Genomic DNA, 22,244 nt, shown 5'->3' with positions numbered 1-22,244 from the left:
TCCGACTCGATTCCATGCGGCCACGCGTTTGCCGGCGCCGTCGCGTCGTTGCCCGTGCAGCCGCCACTCAGTCACGCGCCGCATCACCACGCCTGCCGATAGATCGCCAGCGCGTCGGCTTCCGTCACCTCGCGCGGATTGTTCACGAGCAGGCGCGTCTGCAGCATCGCATCCGACGCCATCCTCGGCAGGTCGCCCTCGCCGATGCCGACCTCGCGCAGCGTGCGCGGAATGCCCGTCGCGACGATCAGGCGATCGATCTCGTCGATCAGCGCCTGCGTCCTCGCTTCGTCGCTCCCCGCGGCCGACGGCGCGACGATCGCCGCGAGTTCCGCATACAGCGGCGCGGCAGCCGGCGCATTGAAGCGCAGCACGTGCGGCAGCACGAGCGCGTTCGACAGCCCGTGCGGCACGTGGAACATGCCGCCGACCGGATAGGCCAGCGCATGCACGGCCGCGACCGGCGCGTTCGCGAACGCCTGGCCGGCGAACATCGCGCCGACCAGCATCGCTTCGCGCGCGCGGCGATCGTTGCCGTCGTCGCAGGCCTTCAGCAGGTTGCGGGACAGCAGCGTCAATGCGTGCACGGCCAGCATGTCGGACACCGGATTCTTCAGCCGCGACGACGTATAGGCTTCGATCGCGTGCACCATCGCGTCGATGCCCGTCGCGGCGGTTGCCGCGCGCGGCAGCCCGAGCGTCAGCTCGGCGTCGAGGATCGCGACGTCCGCGAACAGCTGCGGCGACACGACGCCCATCTTGCGCGCCTCGCCGACCGTGACGATCGACACGGCCGTCACTTCGGAGCCGGTGCCGGCCGTGGTCGGCATCTGCACGAGCGGCAGCCGGGACGTGGCAACCTTGTCGACGCCATACATGTCGGCCAGCGCCTGCCGCCCCGGCGCGAGCACCGCGATCAGCTTCGCGACGTCCATCGACGAACCGCCGCCGAGGCCGAGCACGATCTCGGCATCGGCCGCCTCCGCCCGCGCGGTCGCCTCGAGCACGACGTGCTCGGGTGGATCGGCGATCACGTCGTCGATCACGGTCACCTGCCAGCCGTGCGCGGCGAGGCTCTCCAGCGCGGGCGCGAGCACGCCGCTGCGATGCAGGAACGCGTCGGTGACGACGCACAGCCGCGCAAGCGCCGGAAAGCGTTCGCGCAACAGCGCGCCGAGCCGGCGCGCGGCGCCGAATTCGACGATCTGCGTCGGCACGGTACGGAATTGAAACGGGTTCATCGGGTGCCTCCCGGTGGCGTCGCCGTGCCGCTGTCCGGCTGCACCATGTAGCGCGTCACGTCGCGGCGATCGAGCAACGGAATGATCGCGCCGACAGCGATCCGCTGGAAATGCGGCGTTTCCCGATGCACGTCGAGGCCGTCGGCATCCCGGTAACGCTCGAGGATCACGATGTGGTCGGGATCGACCGGCGACCGGAAGTACGCATAGTCGAGGTTCTTCGGCTCGGCACGCGTGGCCTGGGCGAGTTCCGCGAGCAGTTCGATCACGCGCTCGCCGTTGCCGGGTTTCGCGAAGAAATGGGCGATGACCTGCAGGTAAGGTTCGTTCATGCTGCGCTCCGTATTCGCCAGCGGCCCGTCAAGACGGGTCGTCATTCGACCATGCGCGGTCGCTCGTCGAAGGTGGCAGTCGGCGGCCCGACACGGTGCCGACGCCTCGTCGTCGCATTGTATTGAATCGGTGCCGCTTGCGCCGCGCACGCGCCATGCATGCGACGGCACGCTTCGCGCGAAAGGTTCACGGCGGGACCGTCGAATGCCCGCGCGTCACACCAGCCGGCCGCCCCCGTCGACATGCAGGATTTCGGCATTCACGAAGCCGTTGCCCAGCAGGAACGCGATCGCTTCGCCGACTTCGTCGGCGCGACCGACGCGTCCGCCGGGCAGCGTCGACGCGGCCTGGCCGAGCATCGCGTCGCGCGCTTCCGGGCCGAATGCATCGTACAGCGGCGTGTCGACGAAACCGGGCGCGACGACGTTCACGCGAATCGGCTTGAGCTCCAGCGCAAGCGACTGCGCCAGTGCTTCGACGCCGCGCACGGCGGCCGCGATGACCGACGTGCCTTGCCCGGACGGACGGTCCGCCAGCTGTCCGCCGGTGAGCACGATCGAGCCGGTCGCGGGCATCAGCGGCAACGCGGCGCGGATCGCATGGACCGGCCCGGCAATACGCTCCTGCAGCGCGGCGAGCAGAATTCCGAATTCCGGCTATTGCATCGCCCCCGGGCGGCGCCGGTGGGCCCTTCGGCTAAAATGCCGCACTTTCCACCTTGTCCGGCCCGCTCGCCATGCAACCCGCTTCCCACGCCCGATCCGCCGCCCACGGCGCCGACGATGCAGACCTGTCGCACGATCTCGTCTACGGTCCCGACGACCGGCCCGCGCCGATGGTCGCCTTCGTCGCCGCGCTGCAGCACCTGCTGGCGATCATCGTGCCGATCGTCACGCCCGGCCTGCTGATTTGCCAGGCGCTCGGCGTATCGAGTCGCGATACGACCCTTATCGTGTCGATGTCGCTGGTGATTTCCGGCATCGCGACCTTCGTGCAGTGCAAGCGCTTCGGCCCGCTCGGCGCCGGCCTGCTGATCGTACAGGGCACCAGCTTCAACTTCGTCGGCCCGCTGATCGCCGGCGGCAGCGTGATGGTCAAGCAAGGCACGCCGGTCGAGACCGTGATGGCCGCGATCTTCGGCGTCGTGATCGCCGGGTCGTTCGTCGAGATGGGCGTGTCGCGCATCCTGCCGTTCGTGAAGCGCCTGATCACGCCGCTCGTCACCGGCATCGTCGTGCTGCTGATCGGCCTCACGCTGATCAAGGTCGGCCTCATCAGCATGGGCGGCGGCTACGGCGCGATGGCCAACGGCACGTTCGCGAGCGCCCAGAACCTGACGCTGTCGTGCCTCGTGCTCGGCACCATCATCCTGCTGAACCGCGTGCCGATCGTGTGGGTGCGCAGCACCGCACTCGTGATCGCGCTCGTGATCGGCTATGTCGCGGCCGCCGTGCTCGGCCGCCTCGACTTCACCGGCGTGCACCAGGCCGCGCTGTTCCAGGTCCCGACGCCGCTGCACTTCGGTATCGGCTTCTCGTGGTCGCTGTTCGTGCCGATGCTGATCATCTACCTCGTCACGTCGCTCGAAGCGATCGGCGACGTCACCGCCACCAGCAAGATCTCGAAGGAGCCGGTCGAAGGGCCGGTGTGGATGCAGCGGATCAAGGGCGGCGTGCTCGTGAACGGCGCGAACTCGCTGCTGGCCGGCATGTTCAACACGTTCCCGAGCTCCGTGTTCGCGCAGAACAACGGCGTGATCCAGATCACCGGCGTCGCGAGCCGCTACGTCGGCATCTGGATCGCGGGCATGCTCGTGGTGCTCGGCCTGTTCCCGGTCGTCGCGGGCGCGCTGCAGGCCGTGCCGGAGCCCGTGCTCGGCGGTGCGGCAATGGTGATGTTCGGCGCGGTGGCCGCGTCGGGCATCAACATCCTGTCCGGCATCCAGCTCGATCGCCGCGCGCTGCTGATCATCGCGGTGTCGCTCGCGCTCGGCCTCGGCGTGTCGCAAGTGCCGGACATCCTGAACAGCCTGCCGCATGCACTGAAGAACGTGCTGGAGTCGGGTGTCGCGACGGGTGGCATCTGCGCGCTCGTGATGAACTGGTTCTTGCCGGAACAGAAGTAACGCTACGGACTCCATGACGACGCGGCCCGGCCGACAGGCCGCGTCGCGCTCGACGAGCCCGGCTTGGCCGGGCGCCCGACTCTCGCTAGAATCGGTTCATGCCTCAAGCCCCCGTCTCCACGAATGCGCCGGAAGCCAGTGCGGTCCCCGTCAAGGAACGCGCGACCGTCGTCTGCTACCGCGACCAGCAGGTCCTGCTCGTTGCGCGCGCATCGTCGCGCTGGGCGCTGCCCGGCGGCACGATCAAGCGCGGCGAGACGCCGCTCGAAGCCGCGCATCGGGAGCTCGATGAAGAAACCGGCCTGACGGGCCAGGCACTCGTCTACTCGATGCAGTTCACCGGGCTCGCGAAGGTGCATCACGTGTTCTTCGCCGAAGTCGGCCCGGAGCACACGGCCCAGGCGAGCAACGAGATCGAGAAGTGCAAGTGGTTTCGCATCGACAACGTCGACGAACTGCGCGCGAGCATCCCGACGAAGCGCATCGTCGAGCTCGTCTACGAGCACGAAATCCTCGAGTAGGTAGACACCCCACCCCCGCCGGCTCGCGCGAGCCGATATGATGCGCCCACGGTCCATCACCGCGTTCCCTTCCGAGCGAGCTGCAGATGAACAGTGCGTACACCTACCGCGGATACACAATCGATATCCGCTGCGAATTCCGGCTCGACGAATCGCGCGACCACGCGCCGCCCGCCCAGCTGCGGTTCGGGTTCGTCGCGGTCGTGCAGGTGCGCTCGGCCGGCAGCGCGCCGCGCCTGCTCGGACCGATTCGCCTCGCCGACGACGGCGGCCGCCTGTTCGGCAACACCCGCAATGCGTTGCGCGCAGGCCGTGCGGCCGGCGAAATCCTCGTCGACGATCTGCTGATCGATCCAGGTCAGGCAAAAGGACGCGCGCATTCCTGAGCCGTCGATCGACCCGGTATCGTCTTTGCGGCGTTTTGCGGTGTGCGCGCGTGCCGGCGCTCAGTGCAGGCGCTTTCGTCGTAGTTCGTGTGTGGAATAGACGGCGAGGAAGATACCGAGCATCGCGACGCCGGACGCCAGGAAGTCGTTTGCGGTTCCCGTGCTGTTCAGCGATTTCGGGAAGATGCCGAGACTCAGTCCTGCGGCAGCCAGAAACACGCCTGCCGCCACACCCCACACCGGTCCGGTGGTCTTTTCGATTGTGTTTTTCATACAGCACCCGTCTACAGTCTTTGCCTGAATGGCGGCGGCGCATGGCGCTCGCATCTACCATTCGTGATTCGACTATAGCGGCGAAATAATCAGGGCGGATTTAGTGCTTTCACCGATCAAGTTTTTGCCGATCGCGAACATGCCGTGTCCCGGCGACTCATGCCCTGCTCGATCGATCCGGACAGGATTCCTTCGCTGTGAGCCTTATTGCCTGCCATTGCGTCGCGAATATCGATCGACGGGCAGCGGTTCTTACGCTCCGACGCAGGAATTACGGTTCGTTTCAAAGCTGCTCATACTGTGGGCGTTCCCCGCGGCTATGCTTCGTTGCACGCACAATAACCTCGAAAGGGGACAAAACAATGAACAACACATTCTGGAAGGCCGCACTATGCGCGGCGGCGGTGCCGTTCGCACTCGCAGGATGCGGCGGCGGCGACGATGGCGGCAGCCCGCAAACCGGCACGCTGCATGTCGCGATGACCGATGCACCGTCATGCGGCTTCGATCACGTATTCGTGACCGTTTCTCAGGTCCGCGTCAATGCGAATGGGAATGCTTCCGATAACGACGCCGGCTGGTCGACCATCACGCTGGCGACACCGCAGAAGATCGACCTGCTGTCGCTGACCAACGGCGTGCTCGCCGATATCGGCCAGACCGCCTTGCCGGCCGGCCAGTATCAGCAGATCCGCCTCGTTCTCGCGCCGAACCAGGGCAACACCCTCGCGAACTCGGTCGTCCCGACGGGCGGCACGGAACAGGCGCTCGCCACGCCGAGCGCGACGCAAAGCGGTTACAAGATCATCCAGCCTTTCACGGTCCAGCCGAACACGCTCGTCGATCTCGTGCTCGACTTCAACGCGTGCAAGTCGATCGTCCAGCGCGGCAACGGCACGTATGCGCTGAAGCCGGTCGTCACCGCGATCCCGACCGTCGTGAGCGGCGCGATCTCCGGCTATGTCGCCTCGGCCGAAGCCGGCGCGACCGTGTATGCGGAACAAGGCGGCAAGGTGGTCCGCGGCACGGTTGCCGACAACACCGGGAAATTCGTGCTGTCGCCGCTGATCCAGAGCTCGACGCAAGGCAACTACGACGTCGTGATCGTGCAGAACAACTTCGCGTCCGGCATCGTCCGCTCGGTCCCGGTCGTGGTGAACACGACCACGGCCGTGTCGGCGTCGACTGCCCCGATCACGCTGCCGGCATCGACGATGAGCACGGTCGGCGGCACGGTGACGGCAAGCGCCAACGCGTTCGTGCGCGCGTTGCAGACCGTCGATGCGAACGCGTACGAGATCACGTCGATCACCGCGAACCTGGATACGGGTACGTATGCGCTCAACGTGCCCACGGCCGCGCCGATCGTCGGCACGTACTCGGGCTCGCTGCCGGTCGCGCTGGCCGCATCGCCGACCGCCGCGGCACAATACACGATCGAAGCGGACGCAGCGTCGGGCGCAACGCAATCGACGAACGTCAACGCGACGACCAGCCAGTCGAACGTCAATTTCAGCTTCTGACGCATCGGCAGCATCATCGAAAGGGCCTCACGGCCCTTTCCTCGATAAACGGGAGAACGAAGTGAAGAAAGGGGTTATCGCATTGCTCGCCGCGGCGAGCGTGGTCGGCGCGCTCAGCGGGTGCGTCGCATACGTGCCGGGTCCGCCGGTCGTCGTGGCACCGCAGGGCGGGCCGGGGAACGGGTTCTGCCCGCCCGGACAGGCGAAGAAAGGCAATTGCTGATTGCACGAGGCCCGCGTATTTTGCGGGCCTTTTTCATGGTCGCTGCATGACGGGCATGGCGGCGGAATGGCGGAAGGCAGCCGACTACAACTGTCGGGCGGGAAGCCTCGCCAGGGTTTGACTTCCATCGTTGCGAGTCTCCTCCTACCCATGCTTCGCGCCAGTTCAACTGCGACCCGCATCACTCGCTGCATGCCGAGAAGCGCTTGCCGCTTCGCACAGATGCGTGGCGGGCGGGCTGACCAATGCGACAACGTCATGGGCATTCCCTCAGCGGCAGACATGCCGCGCACGCGACTACCGTGATCCACGATTGGCCACATTGAACGATACCGTGGAGACCCGCGAGCTGATCAGCAATGTGGCCGCCGAGGACATATACACCGCGGCGTGTCCAAAGCGAATCGCATTCGCCAAACCGCCGCTTCCATCCAGCGTCGGCGCACCGCTTGACGCGGCCGCCCGATGAGTCAACGAGATTAGCCCGCCGGTCACCGCAACACCGATCAATCCACCCATCGTTCGCAGCGCTCGAACTGAGGCAGTCGCGATGCCAACCTGTGCAGGTGCGGCCAGCTGATGGCCAATGATCGTCCAAGCCCGAAAACGTAAACCGAAGGCAATCCCAAGCAACGCGACGAGGTCCGTCGTCATTCCGGTCGACCCGCCGCGAAATCCGCGACGTCAAACCCACCGACAGCCTCCGGCGATAGCTGCCCGCCCGCATCGCGCAACCACGTTGGGCGAGCTGCGCGCCGGCAAGGCATCGACAAACGCGGCGAGAGCTACATTCCCGGCATGCGCACTAAATCGCGAACTCTCCAACGCGCTGCCGCCCGATTTGCGTCGACTATGCGACAGATACGCGACGCACGATCTACGCTTGATCGATCGACTTGACGACACCACGGTGATCGAAAAATGAAGCCAGGTTTGGTCGTTCGACCTGCAATCATTAATCTTGCGTCGCGGCGACTGACGTTGGAACGGCAATAGATTCATTCCCCATGCCTATTATCTCCATCCATCTCCAGAAAAATAGTGACATATCTCGCGACGAATTATCTCAAATATAGCACACCGAAATAAATTGTTTACTTTCCCGATCCCATCTATATACTTACGATTGCATTTCAACCGCAACACCTGAAGTGCAACATCAAGAACAGTTGTTTTCGCAAATGCTTCCTTACTGAAGGAGAGTGAAATGAATGCTGTCTCGATTCAACCCACCAAAGTCGTCGCCTATGGCTCGTTTCTTGCCGTCATTCTGTCCAAGAAATCTATTCCAGGCGATGGACTCTACGGGCGCGGCGTGAAAGGTATGTAACAGTAGCGCGCTGAGTCACACGATGATACGAGGCACGCGCCCAAGTATCGGCTGGGCGCGTGCCTCGCGAATGCTCTCATGGTGGGCATGCATGTCACACAAGCACTCGACAGAACAAGACGCGAAATTGCTTTATCCGAACTATTCGCTCGAATGCGTTTTACTTGATGGTGAGACGATCTTCTATAGCGAGACAAAGAATAGTTATTTCGGTCTGTCAGGGGTAGCAGTCGATATTTTGACGATCTCTCGGAGATTGCACACGGGGCTACGCGCGGAGGATTTTATTAATGAGATTGCAGGTAGCCGAGCACTAACGACCACCGATAAGAAATTGATTTTAGATGGAGTCACCACATTAATCGATCTGGGCGCCCTTTATGAAAAATGACGGCGCGTACATCTTTCTCACCCATAGCCTCGTGCGAGCCATGTTGCTTGGTCGGCCGGTCAGCGACGCCTATCTCGGTATTTTCAAGTCGATCTTTCCCGGCGCGGTTAGAGGCAGGTACGCGGGCGCGGTCGGCCGTATCGACCAACCTTATCTTCAGGAAGTCTGCGATTCCATTTACCAGGCCGACCTGCTCGAAATGGGTGGCGCGTCGTGCTATTCGGCCAGCATCGTCGTGCAGGCCCTGGCATTTCTGCATGGCATTCCAAGCGACCTGGTGATCGGCGTCAAAAGGCAGGATGAGAAGGTCGTCGGACACGCGTGGATCGAATTGTGTCGCACGGGATCCGTGCCGGAAATCGTCAATCCAGGGCGCATGGATTTGAACGAATATCGGGCGCTGACGCGCATGAATCCTGAAACGGCTGTCACGGGATGGGTTGCCTCGCTATGAAACTCTGGACGATAGTGATGAACGGCACAACGGTGGACGTCGACGCCTACATCGACGACCTCTTCGATGCCTTGGGCGATGTTCAGGTCGACAGCGCGAAGCGGATGGCTCACGGCTGGGCGACTCTGATCGAGATGGATATACGCCTGTGCGAAGCCGAATGCCGGAGCCCCCGACGGATCGACGCATCGGCCGGCGACACCGCGTATAGCGGTTGGTTGCGCGACCTGCACAGCGGCACGCTCCATTCGTCGTTCCGCCAGGACGCGCTTGCGCTCGATCCATCGAAAAACGTCGTGCTCGGCGAGTTCAGCTACGCGTCGATCCGGCCCGAACGCGTGATCCTGATGACCGACCATTATGCGACGCACCCGATTTACTACTGGCGCGGCAAAAACGGGCAATGGGTAGCGAGCAACGATCTGCGGCTGCTCTTGCTATGCCGCCTCGTGCCGCTGAAAATCAGGCGCGAGTCTTGCATCGAGTTCCTGACGCAATCCGTCATGGTCGGCGAAAACGAATTGGCCGGCGAAGCGACATTCTTCGCAGAGGTACTGAAGATGCCGGCGAGTGGCGTTCTGAGCATCGACAGAACAGGCCAGACGTTCGAGCTGACGCAGGCGCGCGACGATGTCGCTTTCCGGCTTGACAGCGCGATCTCCCGTCGGGAGGACTTCGAGCAGGTGTTTCGGGCTCGCCTCGACGCCTGCGTGCTCGACCGCATCGAAGCCGGCGCGGGCGGGATCATGCTGAGCGGCGGCGTTGACTCCAATACCGTCCTCGGGGCGACCCTCTCGGTGCACGGGCGCAGCGCGCCCTTCTGCGCCAACATGGGCTTCAGGGATGCGGATCTCGCGATGAGCCAGGATGACAAGCTCGTCGAGGCGCTCGTTCGGCACTGCGACGTTCCTCATCGGATCATCTACGCCGACGATTTTTTGCGTCTTCCGGCGCTGGACGATGCCTGCGCCTATGTCGACGGGCCCGACGCAGCCGCCAATCCGCTCGCCAAGGAAGCCTGCGCACGCGTGTTCCAGGATCACGATGTTTCGCTCGTCATGACGGGCGAAGGGGGAGACGTCATTCTTGGCGAGTCGACGCATCCCTGGATTCTCGATTCCATTCGCGAGCATGACGGGATCGAAGCACTCCACGACTACGTGACGGAAAACCTCGGCATTCGAGCCTTCTCGCGAGCCTACTTTCACAAGATGCTGACCTCGCTGTCGCCACGCCTGGGGCGACGCGAGTGGCTTGAGAAGGAATCGACCGAAGGGCGCGCGATATTGCCCGACTATCTCGGAAAGTGCCTGCTCGCGGGAGCGCGGCGCCATGCGCGCGCCGGAAAGGGGCACGCGAGGCATTCGCGGACGCGATACCTGGGCCACGACTACATCAGGGCAATGCTGTTTCCGCGGGCGACTTACTTCGACACCTTGAATGTCTACTGCACCCACTCCCATCCGTTCCTCGACCCGCGGATGATCTCGTTCGCACTCGCGTGTCCGCCGCATCTTCACCACGACTATAGACGCCTGAATCGCGCGAATCCCTACGCGACGTCGAAAATGCTGGCGCGAAACGCCTATCGCGGAGCGCTGCCGGATTTCGCGACGGAGAAAAAGAGCAAGACGAGCTATGCGCTGATGGCACGGCGAATGTTTCGCAATAGCGCGGGGGCGCTGCTGCGCCTGACCGATCGCCCCATGATTCTGAATGACTGGGGACTCGTCGATCAGGCTTGTTTCCGCCGCCACCTGACGGCCTATATTGTCGCGACGGAAGACCCTAACGCACAGCTCGGCACTCAGTACCACTATATTCGCGGCGTGACCGATCTTGAAGCCTGGCTCGTAAGATTCTCCGGAGCGCGGGCTACTGTCGTCAAGCATTTGAAATTCCGTCCACTACGTGCCCTTGCGGGCTGAGCCAGCCGCCATGAAAGTCTGGGAAATCCTGCACAATCTCGGCGAGACGCTATTGCTGCTGTGGCGAGCGGCGCCGCGGGCGCTGAGCCTCGCCATCATGTCGAACCTCGTCGTCGGCGTCATACCGAGCGTGCTGCTCTACATCAACGCGCAGCTCATCGAGCGCCTGACGTCCAATGCGGCCGCAGCCGCTGTCATGGCGCTCGTCATCGCCTACTTCATACTCGGCGGCTTTCACGATGGATTGAACGCGATATCGAGCTTCATCGTCGACTCGCTTGGAGATTCGGCGCGCATGCTGCTGAAGCGAGATGTGAACTCGATCGTCGCGACGTTCCCGAACCTCGGCATACACGAGGATGCCGATCTGCGCGAAACGGCGATTCTCGCGGCCGGCGCGAGCGACCAGGTGGGTGACCTTGTGCTGCATCTTTATGCAGTCTGCATTGGAACCGTGATGATCATTCCGATCCTGCTCCTGACGGGGCAAACGGCATGGTGGATTCCCTTCCTCGTGTTGGCTGGCATGGTGCCGCCCCTCCTGTTCCGGGCGCGGGCCGAACGCGAGAGCTGGAATGTCCAGGAGCATCATGCGGCAACGTTCAACGATCTGCGCCTTCTCGAGCGGGTTCTGACGCAGCCCGAATTCGCCAAGGACTTGCGCATCTACCGCATGCAGGGGCGTCTGCTGGCCAAGTGGCAGGGTCTCTACGACAACTATCTCGAGACCATCAAGCGAGTACGCACGCGCAACGCGCTCAAGCTCGCCGCGACGTCGCTGGCGGCAAGTGTCTGCCTCGGACTGCCGCTCTATGCCGTCATCGACGGATTTCAGCTCGGCAAGTTCAGCATCGCCCAGCTCGCGTTCCTGCTCGGCGCGCTCGTTCAGTTGAAAGACGGGTTAGCCGCGATCGTCTACAACTTCGGCGATCTGTTGCGCGTTTCCTATGCCGTGCGCCCGTTCCGCAAGCTGATCGCCCTTCACGCTGCGCAGCAGAAGCAGGCGGTCGACCCTGCCCGCCGGCCGCCGCCGGTGCGCGAAACGTCGGCGGCCGCACCCTGCGTGACGCTGCGCAACGTGGGTCTGCGGTACCGCGACGCCGAACATGCCGCGCTTGATCAGATCGGTCTGGAGATTCGCGATCAAGAGGTCATCGCGATCGTCGGCGAAAATGGCGCCGGCAAGACGACCCTGCTCAAATTGCTGTGCGGGCTCTACGAGCCGACGACAGGTGTGTTGGCGTGGTCGACGGCCCATCATCCTCCGCGTGTGGTCGGTGTGTTTCAGGACTTTGCGCGCTTTCCGCTCGACGTGCGCGAGAACCTCGTCGAGCACGACATGCAGCAAGCCGACGAATACCTGAAGGCGGTCGGCCTCGAGTTCCTGGGCCGCCGCCCGGACACCCCTCTGACCACGGAGACGGCGGGCGGAACCGATATTTCAGGGGGGCAGTGGCAGAGGCTAGCCATCGCGCGTGCGATGGCACATGCCGACGAAGCCGACCTGCTCGTCTTCGACGAACCCACTTCAGCACTCGATCCAGAGTCCGAAGCGGACATCATGCGACTCATTCTCGAACTGGCCGAGCAACGGACGACCGTCATCGTTAGCCACCGTCTCGCGTTGACGCGATTCGTCGATCGCATCGTCGTGCTCGACAAGGGCCATCTCGTTGAGGAGGGGTCTCACGACGAACTCATCGCCCGAAACGGGAAGTACGCGCGGATGTTTCATAGTCAAGCCATGTTCTATCACGACAGCGTTCCGGATGGTCCTGCCGCAATACGGCGGTCCGATGTGCTGGTGGGGAGGAACTCGAAGGGATTCGATCGACGACGCCCGCGCTGAATTCGCCCCGGAACCCAGAAACTCCGAAGCTTTCTGCATTTCAACCAGTCCATTTCCATTTCATTACAGACGGCCGCTCGTACACCCCCGAAGCACATTGCTCTCATGAAGAAATCCCCCCAACGCGGGTGCTACGTGGCTACCGGCCTCGCCGTCACTGTCTTGCTCATTGCGTTCGCGTGGCGCTGGCTCGCGCCGGACAAGCGTCCGCAATACCTGAGCGCGAAGGTCGAGCGCGGCGATCTCGAGAGTGCGGTGCTCGCGACGGGCACGCTGCAGGCCTTCAAGGGGGTCGACGTCGGCGCGCAGGTGACCGGCCAGCTCAAGTCGCTGAAGGTCAAACTCGGCGACAAGGTCAAGAAGGGGCAATGGCTGGCGGAGATCGACCCGGTGCTCCCGAAGAACGCGCTGCGTCAAGCGAAAATCAGCGAGCAGAACCTCGTCGCGCAAAGACGCGCGACGGCCGCGCAGCTCGCTCAGGCCGAGCTCGCATTCCGCCGCCAACGGCAAATGCTGCCGGACGACGCGACCTCACGGCAGGACTACGAAGCTGCGCAGGCCACACTCGACGTGCAGCGTGCAACCCTTGCGTCGTTCGACGCACAGATCCGCGCGGCCCGCATCCAGATCGAGACCGAGCAGGCCAACGTCGGCTACACGCGAATCGTCGCGCCGATGGACGGCGAAGTCGTCGCGATCGTCACGCAGGAGGGGCAAACCGTACTCGCGCAGCAGCAGGCGCCCGTGATCCTGAAGCTCGCCGACGTCGACACGATGACCGTCAAGGCGCAGGTGTCCGAAGCCGACGTCATCCGCGTGCACCCCGGCCAGACCGCGTACTTCACGATCCTCGGCGACCCCGACAAGCGCTACTACGGCAAGCTGCGAGCAATCGAGCCCGCGCCGCAGAACTTCCTCGACACGCAGAGTTCGCTCGCCGGTATGGGCGGCGGCTTGTCCAAGCCGAATACTGCGGTGTTCTACAACGCACTGTTCGAGGTGCCGAATCCCGGCCATCGGCTGCGCATCTCGATGACCGCGCAGGTCAGCGTGGTGCTCGAGACCGCGCGCCAAGCGCTTAGCATTCCCGTTGCCGCGCTCGGCGCGCGGGCGCCGGACGGCCGCTATGCGGTGCGCGTGATTGGCGCCAACGACAAGGTTGTCACGCGCCAGGTCCTCACCGGACTGAACAACAACGTGAAGATCGAGGTGCGCGACGGCCTGATGGCCGGCGAGCGCGTCGTGATTGGCGAAGCGGCAGACGACACTCCCGGTTCGGAAATTTAGCGATGACCCGGCCGCTGCTGCAGTTCACCAACGTCACACGGCGCTTTCCGGCCGGCGATCGGGATGTGATCGCGCTGAAAGACGTCAATCTGTCGATCGACGCTGGCGAGATCGTCGCAATCGTCGGCGCGTCGGGTTCCGGCAAGTCGACGCTGATGAACATGCTCGGCTGCCTGGACCACCCGAGCGCTGGCAGCTACCGGGTCGGCGGCCGCGAGACGCGCGACCTCGACGCGGACGAGCTCGCTCAATTGCGGCGCGAGCACTTCGGCTTCATCTTCCAGCGTTACCACCTGCTGCCGTATCTCAATGCGGGGGCAAACGTCGAGATGCCGGCTATCTATGCGGGGAGCGCGCATGCTGCCCGGCGCGCGTGCGCCGAGCACCTGCTTGCTCGCCTCGGGCTTACGGAACGCGCCGGCCACCGGCCGAGCCAGCTGTCCGGCGGCCAGCAGCAGCGCGTCAGCATCGCACGCGCACTGATGAACGGCGGCGAAGTGATCCTTGCCGACGAGCCGACGGGCGCACTCGATTCGAAAAGCGGTCAGGACGTCATCCGGATCCTGCGCGAACTGAATGCGCTCGGCCATACGGTGATCATCGTCACGCACGACGAGCAGGTCGCCGCGCACGCGCGCCGCATCATCGAGATCCACGACGGCGAGATCGTCGCGGACCGACCAAACTCGCCGGTCGAGGATGGCGCGCCGACCCCGGCGCATGCTGCCGACGCGTCGCCCACCGTCGCCGGCGACCGAACCGCGCAGGCAAACGCGTCGGCCGATCGCGGCGTCCGAGCCGCCTCAGCGGACGCACTGGTTGCCCCGCCGCTTCGCCCGCGCCAGTGGTCGGCGAGTGCCGGCAGCTTCGCCGAGGCGTTCCGGATGGCCTGGCTCGCACTCGTATCGCACCGGCTGCGAACGATCCTGACGATGCTCGGCATAATCATCGGCATCACGTCGGTCGTGTCGATCGCCGCGATCGGTGAAGGCGCGAAGCGCTACATGCTCGACGAAATCGCCAGTATGGGTACCAACACGATCGGCATCTACCCGGGCCGCGACTGGGGCGACAGCCAGGCAGGCACGATCCAGACGCTCGTGGCCGCCGACGTGGCCGCCCTCGCCGAGCAGCACTACATCGACGGCGCGACGCCCGAAACGGCGCGCAGCCTGCTGCTGCGGTACCGAAATATCGACGTGAATGCGCTCGTGAGCGGTGTCGGCGAGCGCTTCTTCGACGTGCGCGGAATGAACTTCACACTGGGTGTCGGTTTCAGCATGGATGACGTGCGTCGTCAGGCACCGGTCGCGGTGATCGACCAGAACACGCGCCGCAAGCTGTTCGGCGCGAACCCGAATCCGCTCGGCGAGGTGATCCTCGTCGACAACCTGCCGTGCATCGTGATCGGCGTGACGGCGGACAAGAAGAGCGCGTTCGGCGACATGAAGGACCTGAACGTATGGGTACCGTACACGACCGCGAGCGGCCGGCTGTTCGGCCAACCCCATTTCGGCAGTATCACCGTACGCGTACGCGACGGCCAGCCGAGCAAGGCCGCCGAGAACAGCCTTGTGAAACTGATGACTCAGCGCCACGGGCGCAAGGATTTCTTCACGTACAACCTGGACAGCGTAGCCAAGACGACCGCGAAGACCGGCCAGTCGATCGCGCTGCTGCTGTCGCTGATCGCGGTGATCTCGCTCATCGTCGGCGGGATCGGAGTGGTGAACATCATGCTCGTGTCGGTCACGGAGCGCACGCGCGAAATCGGCATCCGGATGGCGGTCGGCGCGCGGCAGAGCGATATCATGCAACAGTTCCTCGTCGAGTCCGTGATGGTATGCCTGATGGGCGGCGCGATCGGGATCGTGCTGTCGTTCGGCATGAGCTTCATCTTTTCGCTGTTTGTCACCCAATGGAAAATGGTGTTCTCTGTCGGCTCGATCGTCACCGCAGTCCTGTGTTCGACGCTGATCGGCATCGTCTTCGGCTTCATGCCCGCGCGCAACGCGGCGCGGCTCGATCCGATTGATGCGCTCGCGCGCGATTGAGGTCGCGATGATCTGCATCCCGACCGCCCCTCGCAGCGTGCTCGCGCTCGCATGCGCAGCCGCGCTGCTCGCCGGCTGCGCAAACGCGCGTCGCCAGCCGCTACCCGCCGTGAACCTGCCCGCGCAATGGACCACGTACGACGCGGCCGGCACGGCGCCCGCTTCCGCTGCGTCGAGCGCATCCGCGCCCTTTGCTACCTCGCCGATCCCGGCCGACTGGTGGCGCGGCTTCGGCGACCCGGTGCTCGACCGGCTGATCGCCGACGCGCTCGATGTCAACAATGACCTCGCTGCTGCCACGATCCGCGTCTATCGTGCACGCCTGCAGGCGGGACTCGTCGCGACCAATCTGACGCCGAACGTCACGCACGAGGGCGCCGGCAGCGTGTCGCACTCGCTCGGCGGCAACGAAGGCATGTCGCGCAGTTTTGACGAAAATGACAGCGTGCCGCGCACGCTCGATTCACATCGAACGTCGCGCATGAGCAATCTGTCCGGCATGCTCAGCTACGAACTCGACCTCTGGGGCAAGCTCGCCGCGCTGCGCGATGCGGCGCGCTGGAGCGCCAACGCGACGCAGGCCAATCGCGACGCGGCGCGGCTCTCGTTGATCGGCGCGACGGCCACGCTGTACTGGGAGATCGGCTATCTGAACCAGCAGATCGCGCTCGGCGACGCAAGCATCACGTATGCGGAGCGCACGCTTGCGCTGGTGCGCGCGCGCCATGCGGCGGGCGCGGTGTCCGGGTTCGACGTTACACAGGCCGAGCTGAGCGTGTCCGCGCAGCGCGCGGCTCAGACGCATCTGATCCAGCAACGCACCGTGAAACGTCACGCGCTTGCGATCCTGTTCGACAGGCCGCCGCAGGCGAAAGCCGCAGAGCTGACCGCGCTGCCCGACCGGCCGCTGCCGGCGGTGCCTGCGGGCGTGCCTGCGGATCTGCTCGGTCGACGCCCGGATCTCCGTGAAGCGGAATTCCGGCTGCGCGAATCACTCGCGAACCTCGACTTCGCCTGCACAAGATTCTATCCCTCGTTCACGCTGACAAGTTCCTTCGGCACGTCGAGCACGAGCCTCGAGCGCGTGCTGTCGAATCCGATCGCGATGCTCGGCCTCGGGCTCTCGCTGCCGCTCATCGAATGGAATTCGATGCGACTGAAGATCAAGGTGTCGCAGACGGAGTACGAGGAAGCAGTCGTCGCTTTCCGCCAGCGGTTGCACACCGCGCTCGGCGAGGTCGAAAACGTATTGTCTGCACGTGTGCAGCTCGAACGCGAAGGCGAACAGCACACGCTGTCGCTCAAGTGGGCACAGCATGCGGAAGCGCTGGCGCGAGTCCGCTTCGTGGCCGGCGCGACCGACGTACGGCCATGGCTCGACCAGCAGCAGCGGCTGCGCGACGCGCAGAGCGCCGTCGCGCTGAACCGCCTGCATCGACTCAACAACCGGATGGACTTATACAAGGCGCTGGGCGGTAGTGATCACTGACCTGATTCCAACGCGCGCGAACAGACTTGTCGATTGCGAAATGGGAGACGGCGGGTGACAGGCACGCGATTCCGTTTCGAAAAAGCAAGAAAACGCCTGATGGGCGGGAGTTTTGGACAGGCGTCCGGAGGACTCGAACGCGGCACAAATCGGCCCGGCGCACTTCCCAAAGCGGATATTGCCGCCATCGCTCGCTGCGTAAATTTCGATGTTCCGCCGTGGAAAGACTGCCCGGAGCACCAAAATCTTGTAACCCTTGTGGCGGAAGGCAGCAGGAGTCGAACCTACCCAGGAGCGTCTGACGCCCCTAACCGGATTTGAAGCCCGGCCGTACCACCGGATACGAATGCCTTCCGTGGGGAAAAAAACCAAAGAACGACGAGCGCCTACGCCTGTACACCCACCCAACCGCTGTCAGGCCGCAGGAAGTGAAGATCGCGGTGGAAGCGAGTATACCCAACCCGATCGAAGAACTCGAGAATCTGGATCGCGCGCTTGCGGCCGAGCCCCGTCGCGTCGCGAAACGTCGCCGCGTCGAGCCCGCCGCCGCGCGCCGGCGCGAGATGCGCGACCAGCCCGGCCAGTTCGCGCACGACATCCGCGTGATAGAACAGGTCGCGCACGACCTGATGCACGTCGCCGCGCCGCGCGAGCTTGCGCAACAGCGTGCGCACGGCCTCCTCCTGCGCGCCCGTGTCGCGCGCCAGATCGCGGACCCACGGCGGATCGAAACGCCCCGCATGAATCAGCGGCAGCAATTGCTGCGCCAGCGCTTCCTCGCGCGCATCGAAACTCACCGAATGCGACGGCAGATGCAGCCACGGCCCGCTTCGCGCAACCTCACCGCCGTCCACCAGCGCATCGACCAACGCACGCCACAGCGCATCGCCGACGAGCGGCGCCGCCATCCGCCGCAGGCGCGCCGCATCGAGCCCCTGCTCGTCCGGCACGCGTTCGTGATACGCGTGCAGCGTATCGATCGCCCGCGCCTGCAGCGCGTCCCAGTGCACTCGCGCGATCACCGTGCCGTCGTTCGACGCGCGCTCGCGCTGGCCGATCGCCAGTGCGTCGTCCGGCAACGCCAGCACGTCGGGCGCGAAGCCCGTCAGGTGCGTGAGCATCGCGCGTGCGATCCCGAGCGGCGCCTGCGCGAGCAGCGCATCGAGCCGCCCTTCGTCGAGCCACGCCGCCAGTGCGTCGAGCCATGCGCGGCGCGCAGGCGTGCGACGCTTGCGTGCAGGACCGAACGGATCGAGCACACGACCGCCGCCGACGGTGCGCGTCGCCTGCGGATTGCGGACGATGAAGCGATCGCCCGGCAGCGCGAACACCGGTTCGTCGAACACCAGTTGCACGCGCATCGTGTGGCCCGCCGCGAGCGTATCGCCGTCGAGCAGCGCGACGTGCGCGACGCGATGCAGCGTGCCGAGATGCACGTGTAGCGGCGCCCAGTGCGTCAGCGTGAGCCCCGCATCGGCCAGGAGCGTCAGTTCGACGTCGAGACGCGGCGACGTCGCGACGAGCCGCGCATCCGCGACGGTGTCGCCACGCTCGACGTCCGCACGGTCGACGCCGGCCAGGTTCAGCGCGCAGCGCTCGCCCGCGCGGCCCGCGTCGACCGGCCGGTTCTGCGCATGGATGCTGCGCACGCGCGCCGCGCCGCCGGTGCGCACGACCGCGAGCGTGTCGCCGGTCGCCACGCGGCCCGCGAACGCGGTGCCGGTCACGATGGTCCCCTGCCCGGCGAGCGTGAACACGCGATCGACCGCGAGCCGGAACAGGCCGTCGTCGCGGCGCGCACGCCACGCGAGTGCCGCATCGGCGAGATGACGCTTCAGTGCAGCGACGCCCGGATCGTCCTCGCGCGTCGCGCAGGTCTCGAAGATCGGCGCGCCATCGAGCGTCGAGCCGTGCAGCCACGCGGCGATCTCGTCGCGCACCGCCGACAGGCGCGCGGCGTCGACCCGATCGCACTTCGTCAGCGCAACCACGCCATGCGCGACGCCGAGCAGTTGCAGGATCGCGAGGTGCTCGCGGGTCTGCGGCATCACGCCGTCGTCGGCGGCGATCACGAGCAGCGCGAAGTCGATCCCGCTCGCACCGGCCGCCATCGTATGAATCAGCTTCTCGTGGCCCGGCACGTCGATCAGGCCGAGCACGTCGCCGTTCTCGAGCGGCGTATACGCATAGCCGAGCTCGATCGAGATGCCGCGCGCCTTCTCTTCCTTCAAGCGGTCGGTGTCGACGCCGGTCAGCGCGCGCACGAGCGTCGTCTTGCCGTGATCGATGTGTCCCGCGGTACCGACGATCATGCAGCCGGCCCCGCGGCCTGCACGCATTGCGCGACGAATGCCGCTTCGTCCGCCGCTTCGAGGCAGCGCAGGTCGAGCCGCAGCGCATTGTCGGCGATGCGGCCGATCACCGGGCGCGGCCATTCGCGCAACCGCTTCTCGAGCTGCGCGAGCGCACGGCCGCCGCGCTTGCCATCCGGCGTGCGCACGACGAGCCCGGCGCTCGGCAACTGGTCGACCGGCAGCGCACCGCTGCCGATCTGGCTGAACATCGGCTCGACCTGCACGTCGAAGCCGCCGCCGAGCGCGGCCTGCAACGCCGGACGCACGCGCTCGGCGGCCTCGGCGATGTCACGCTGCGGCCGCGTCAGCAGACGCAGCGTGGTGAGCCGCTCGCGCAGGAATTCCGGCGCCTGGTACAGCCTCAGCACGGGTTCGAGCGCGGCGAGCGTCAGCTTGCCGACGCGCAGCGCGCGCTTGAGCGGATGTTTCTTGATCTTCGCGACGAGCGCGCGATCGCCGACGATCAGCCCGGCCTGCGGCCCGCCGAGCAGCTTGTCGCCGCTGAACGTGACGAGGTTCGCGCCGGCCGCGACGGTTTCCTGCACGGTCGTCTCGTGCGGCAGGCCCCATTGCGACAGATCGGCGAGCGTGCCGCTGCCGAGGTCGACCGCCACCGGCAGGCCGTGCTCGCGCGCGAGCGGCGCGAGTTCGGCCAGCGTCACTTCCTTGGTGAAGCCGCTGATCGCGTAGTTGCTGCAGTGCACCTTCATCAGGATCGCCGTGCGCGGACCGATCGCGTCCGCGTAGTCGCGCAGATGGGTGCGGTTGGTGGTGCCGACCTCGCGCAGTTTCGCACCCGCACGGCTCATGATGTCGGGAATGCGGAACGCGCCGCCGATCTCGACGAGTTCGCCGCGCGACACGATCACTTCGCGTTTCGGCGCAAGCGCCGACAACACGAGCAACACGGCCGCGGCATTGTTGTTGACGACGGTCGCGGCTTCCGCGCCGGTCAGTTCGCACAGCAGATCGTCGATCAGGTCGTCGCGGTCGCCGCGGCGGCCGGTGGCGAGGTCGAATTCGAGGTTGACGGGTTGCGTGAGCGCGTCGACCACCGCGCGCACCGCGTCGTCGGGCAACAGCGCGCGCCCGAGATTCGTGTGCAGCACGGTGCCGGTCAGGTTGAACACCGCGCGCACGGCGCCCGCGCTCTGCGCGGCCAGCGTGCGGGCGACGGCCGCCGCGATGCGCGGCTCGTCGAGCGGCCCGGCCGCCGGCGGATCCTGCTGCGCGGCGGTGCGCCAGCGTTCGAGTTCGGCGCGCACCGCGTTCAGCACGCGCGTACGTCCATAGTCGGCGAGCAGCGGCTGCAGCGGCGCCGACGTCAGCACGCGCTCCACCGACGGCACGCGTGCGAGGACGGCATTCAGTTCATTCAAACCCGGTTCGGTCACGTAATGGTGGCTCCAATTCCATGCGCGGCAGGCAGCCGGCGCCGGCGCTCGCGCGCGCCCCGGCTCCGTACCGTCATTCCGCTTCGCGCGACATGTCCGGCCACAGCAGCGGGTTCGGCGAACTGCGCTGGTAGCCGGCTTCGTTCATCAGCAGGTCGAGCGTGAGGCTCGCGAGATCGTCCGCCAGCGGCTCGAACTCGTAGTCCTTCTCCTGGTAGCCGATCTTGCGATAGGTCTTGCATTCGTCACACGACTCGGCCTTGACGGCTTCGCTGCCGCCTTCGATCCCGTGATAGGCGATGCCCTTGGTCGAATCGCAGTGCGAACATTTCGTGCGCACCATGTGCCACTCGGTCGTGCACAGCCCGCACTGCAGGAAACGGTAGCCCTGGTACTGGCCGCCGACGCGCACGACGCTCGCGACCGGATGCGTGCCGCACACGGGGCACAGCCCCGGCTGGTCGAGATACGGGACGTCGGCCGGTGCCACGCGGCTCGCGAGATCGGTCCAGACGACCTGCAGCGCGGCCATCAGGAACGGCGCGGTGGCCGGGTCGACTTCGGCGAAGCGCAACGCGAGGATCGCGTCGGCCTGCGCGTCGAGTTCGGCGGGCGCCATCAGGCGCAGCCGGTCGAGCAGCTTCGCGAGCGACGGATTGACGAGCCCGGCGCTTTCGACGCGATCGAGCAGTTCGTACAGCACGGCCCGCCACTGCGGGTTGCGCTCGCCGTCGAGCGCCGGCACGAGGGGCATCGAATGCTGTTGCGCGCGTGCGATCGCTTCGGGCGACGGCAGCGGCAGTTCCAGCGCCTGCAGCGTCGCGTGCTGCGCGTCGGCAACGGTCGCCATCAGCCGCAGGTAGCCGCTGATCGGGTTCAGGTCGGCAAGCTTGCGCAGCCGGGCGGCACGCGCGGCGAACGCGGTGCCGCGCTCCGGCAGGCGAAAGCGCGGAATGGCCGAATGATCGAGCGCCGAAATCTCGGTCGGTTCGAGAATGCGTTGTGTCACGAAAATGTCTTCCAAATAAACAAGCGCCGACAGGTCGGCGCTTCAGGCGATTCCGACGGCTGACGGAACGGCCCGCCGCG

The 22,244-nt window shown here is 65.4% G+C and carries 21 protein-coding genes and 1 tRNA gene; 12 read left to right on the top strand and 10 right to left on the bottom strand.

Annotation, left to right across the window (positions count from 1 at the left end; all coding sequences use genetic code 11):
• Positions 1-83 precede the first annotated feature (83 nt).
• The 3 genes from PL79_RS06120 to PL79_RS06110 all read right to left on the bottom strand — a co-directional run bounded on the left by PL79_RS06120 (position 84) and on the right by PL79_RS06110 (position 2,191).
• Positions 84-1,241 (bottom strand): iron-containing alcohol dehydrogenase, encoded by a 1,158-nt coding sequence (locus PL79_RS06120; protein ID WP_044843854.1) that lies wholly within the window; start codon positions 1,239-1,241, stop codon positions 84-86.
• Entirely contained in the window at positions 1,238-1,573 is a 336-nt protein-coding gene (locus PL79_RS06115) for a putative quinol monooxygenase (RefSeq protein WP_044844005.1), read from the bottom strand. Before PL79_RS06115 ends, PL79_RS06120 begins: the two co-directional genes overlap by 4 nt.
• Positions 1,574-1,789: 216 nt before the next feature.
• On the bottom strand, positions 1,790-2,191 hold the full coding sequence (locus PL79_RS06110) for an SDR family oxidoreductase (RefSeq protein ID WP_268906919.1): 402 nt from the start codon (positions 2,189-2,191) through the stop codon (positions 1,790-1,792).
• 119 nt (positions 2,192-2,310) lie between these two features.
• Between PL79_RS06110 and PL79_RS06100 the strand changes: the two genes are divergently transcribed.
• The 3 genes from PL79_RS06100 (at position 2,311) to PL79_RS06090 (ending at position 4,606) form a co-directional block, all read left to right on the top strand.
• Positions 2,311-3,699, top strand: coding sequence for a uracil-xanthine permease family protein (locus PL79_RS06100; RefSeq protein WP_044843853.1), 1,389 nt, complete (start codon positions 2,311-2,313; stop codon positions 3,697-3,699).
• A gap of 98 nt (positions 3,700-3,797) precedes the next feature.
• A complete protein-coding gene (locus tag PL79_RS06095) occupies positions 3,798-4,220 on the top strand; it encodes an NUDIX hydrolase (RefSeq protein WP_044843852.1) in 423 nt (140 codons plus the stop codon).
• A gap of 86 nt (positions 4,221-4,306) precedes the next feature.
• Positions 4,307-4,606: a hypothetical protein gene (locus tag PL79_RS06090; RefSeq protein WP_044843851.1), complete on the top strand. Its 300-nt coding sequence runs from the start codon at positions 4,307-4,309 to the stop codon at positions 4,604-4,606.
• 60 nt (positions 4,607-4,666) lie between these two features.
• Here PL79_RS06090 and PL79_RS06085 read toward each other — a convergent pair whose 3' ends face one another.
• Positions 4,667-4,879 (bottom strand): hypothetical protein, encoded by a 213-nt coding sequence (locus PL79_RS06085; RefSeq protein ID WP_044843850.1) that lies wholly within the window; start codon positions 4,877-4,879, stop codon positions 4,667-4,669.
• Between the two features lie 362 nt (positions 4,880-5,241).
• On the opposite strand from PL79_RS06085, the gene PL79_RS06080 reads away from it, so the two are divergent.
• On the top strand, positions 5,242-6,402 hold the full coding sequence (locus tag PL79_RS06080) for a DUF4382 domain-containing protein (RefSeq protein WP_044843849.1): 1,161 nt from the start codon (positions 5,242-5,244) through the stop codon (positions 6,400-6,402).
• 27 nt (positions 6,403-6,429) lie between these two features.
• On the opposite strand, the gene PL79_RS36055 is transcribed toward PL79_RS06080, so the two are convergent.
• Both PL79_RS36055 and PL79_RS06070 read right to left on the bottom strand, forming a co-directional pair.
• Positions 6,430-6,753, bottom strand: a complete 324-nt coding sequence (locus tag PL79_RS36055; protein ID WP_193759818.1) for a hypothetical protein — start codon at positions 6,751-6,753, stop codon at positions 6,430-6,432.
• A gap of 169 nt (positions 6,754-6,922) precedes the next feature.
• Positions 6,923-7,279 (bottom strand): MFS transporter, encoded by a 357-nt coding sequence (locus tag PL79_RS06070; RefSeq protein WP_135800979.1) that lies wholly within the window; start codon positions 7,277-7,279, stop codon positions 6,923-6,925.
• A gap of 553 nt (positions 7,280-7,832) precedes the next feature.
• Here PL79_RS06070 and PL79_RS36855 point away from each other — a divergent pair.
• From PL79_RS36855 to PL79_RS06035, 8 genes are all read left to right on the top strand, one after another.
• Entirely contained in the window at positions 7,833-7,955 is a 123-nt protein-coding gene (locus tag PL79_RS36855) for a lariocidin family lasso peptide (protein WP_260426306.1), read from the top strand.
• Between the two features lie 91 nt (positions 7,956-8,046).
• Positions 8,047-8,346, top strand: coding sequence for a hypothetical protein (locus PL79_RS06065; RefSeq protein ID WP_124668447.1), 300 nt, complete (start codon positions 8,047-8,049; stop codon positions 8,344-8,346).
• Positions 8,336-8,800 carry a lasso peptide biosynthesis B2 protein gene (locus PL79_RS06060; protein WP_044843847.1) on the top strand — a complete coding sequence of 155 codons (465 nt, stop codon included), beginning with the start codon at positions 8,336-8,338 and terminating at the stop codon, positions 8,798-8,800. The genes PL79_RS06065 and PL79_RS06060 overlap by 11 nt, the downstream gene beginning before the upstream one ends.
• Entirely contained in the window at positions 8,797-10,728 is a 1,932-nt protein-coding gene (locus PL79_RS06055) for an asparagine synthase-related protein (protein ID WP_044843846.1), read from the top strand. The genes PL79_RS06060 and PL79_RS06055 overlap by 4 nt, the downstream gene beginning before the upstream one ends.
• 10 nt (positions 10,729-10,738) lie before the next feature.
• A complete protein-coding gene (locus PL79_RS06050) occupies positions 10,739-12,577 on the top strand; it encodes an ATP-binding cassette domain-containing protein (RefSeq protein WP_135800978.1) in 1,839 nt (612 codons plus the stop codon).
• 105 nt (positions 12,578-12,682) lie between these two features.
• The gene (gene macA, locus PL79_RS06045; RefSeq protein WP_044843845.1) at positions 12,683-13,864 is read left to right on the top strand and encodes a macrolide transporter subunit MacA; all 1,182 of its coding nucleotides are present in this window, start codon (positions 12,683-12,685) and stop codon (positions 13,862-13,864) included.
• A 2-nt stretch (positions 13,865-13,866) separates the two neighbouring features.
• Positions 13,867-15,918 (top strand): MacB family efflux pump subunit, encoded by a 2,052-nt coding sequence (locus tag PL79_RS06040; RefSeq protein WP_044843844.1) that lies wholly within the window; start codon positions 13,867-13,869, stop codon positions 15,916-15,918.
• 7 nt (positions 15,919-15,925) lie between these two features.
• Positions 15,926-17,407, top strand: a complete 1,482-nt coding sequence (locus tag PL79_RS06035; RefSeq protein WP_044844002.1) for an efflux transporter outer membrane subunit — start codon at positions 15,926-15,928, stop codon at positions 17,405-17,407.
• Between the two features lie 259 nt (positions 17,408-17,666).
• Here PL79_RS06035 and PL79_RS06030 read toward each other — a convergent pair.
• From PL79_RS06030 to fdhE, 4 genes are all read right to left on the bottom strand, one after another.
• Positions 17,667-17,762: transfer RNA gene (locus PL79_RS06030), tRNA-Sec, on the bottom strand.
• 31 nt (positions 17,763-17,793) lie between these two features.
• Positions 17,794-19,719, bottom strand: a complete 1,926-nt coding sequence (gene selB, locus PL79_RS06025; protein WP_044844001.1) for a selenocysteine-specific translation elongation factor — start codon at positions 19,717-19,719, stop codon at positions 17,794-17,796.
• Positions 19,716-21,155 carry an L-seryl-tRNA(Sec) selenium transferase gene (gene selA, locus PL79_RS06020; protein ID WP_044843843.1) on the bottom strand — a complete coding sequence of 480 codons (1,440 nt, stop codon included), beginning with the start codon at positions 21,153-21,155 and terminating at the stop codon, positions 19,716-19,718. Before selA ends, selB begins: the two co-directional genes overlap by 4 nt.
• A 73-nt stretch (positions 21,156-21,228) precedes the next feature.
• A complete protein-coding gene (fdhE, locus tag PL79_RS06015; protein WP_185733814.1) occupies positions 21,229-22,164 on the bottom strand; it encodes a formate dehydrogenase accessory protein FdhE in 936 nt (311 codons plus the stop codon).
• Positions 22,165-22,244 lie beyond the last annotated feature (80 nt).

It is taken from the genome of Burkholderia sp. USMB20 (assembly GCF_000949135.2).
In the GTDB taxonomy this organism is placed as follows: Bacteria; Pseudomonadota; Gammaproteobacteria; order Burkholderiales; family Burkholderiaceae; genus Burkholderia.
Note: the sequence above shows the minus strand (reverse complement) of the source record. Positions and strands in the feature narration are given on the sequence as shown.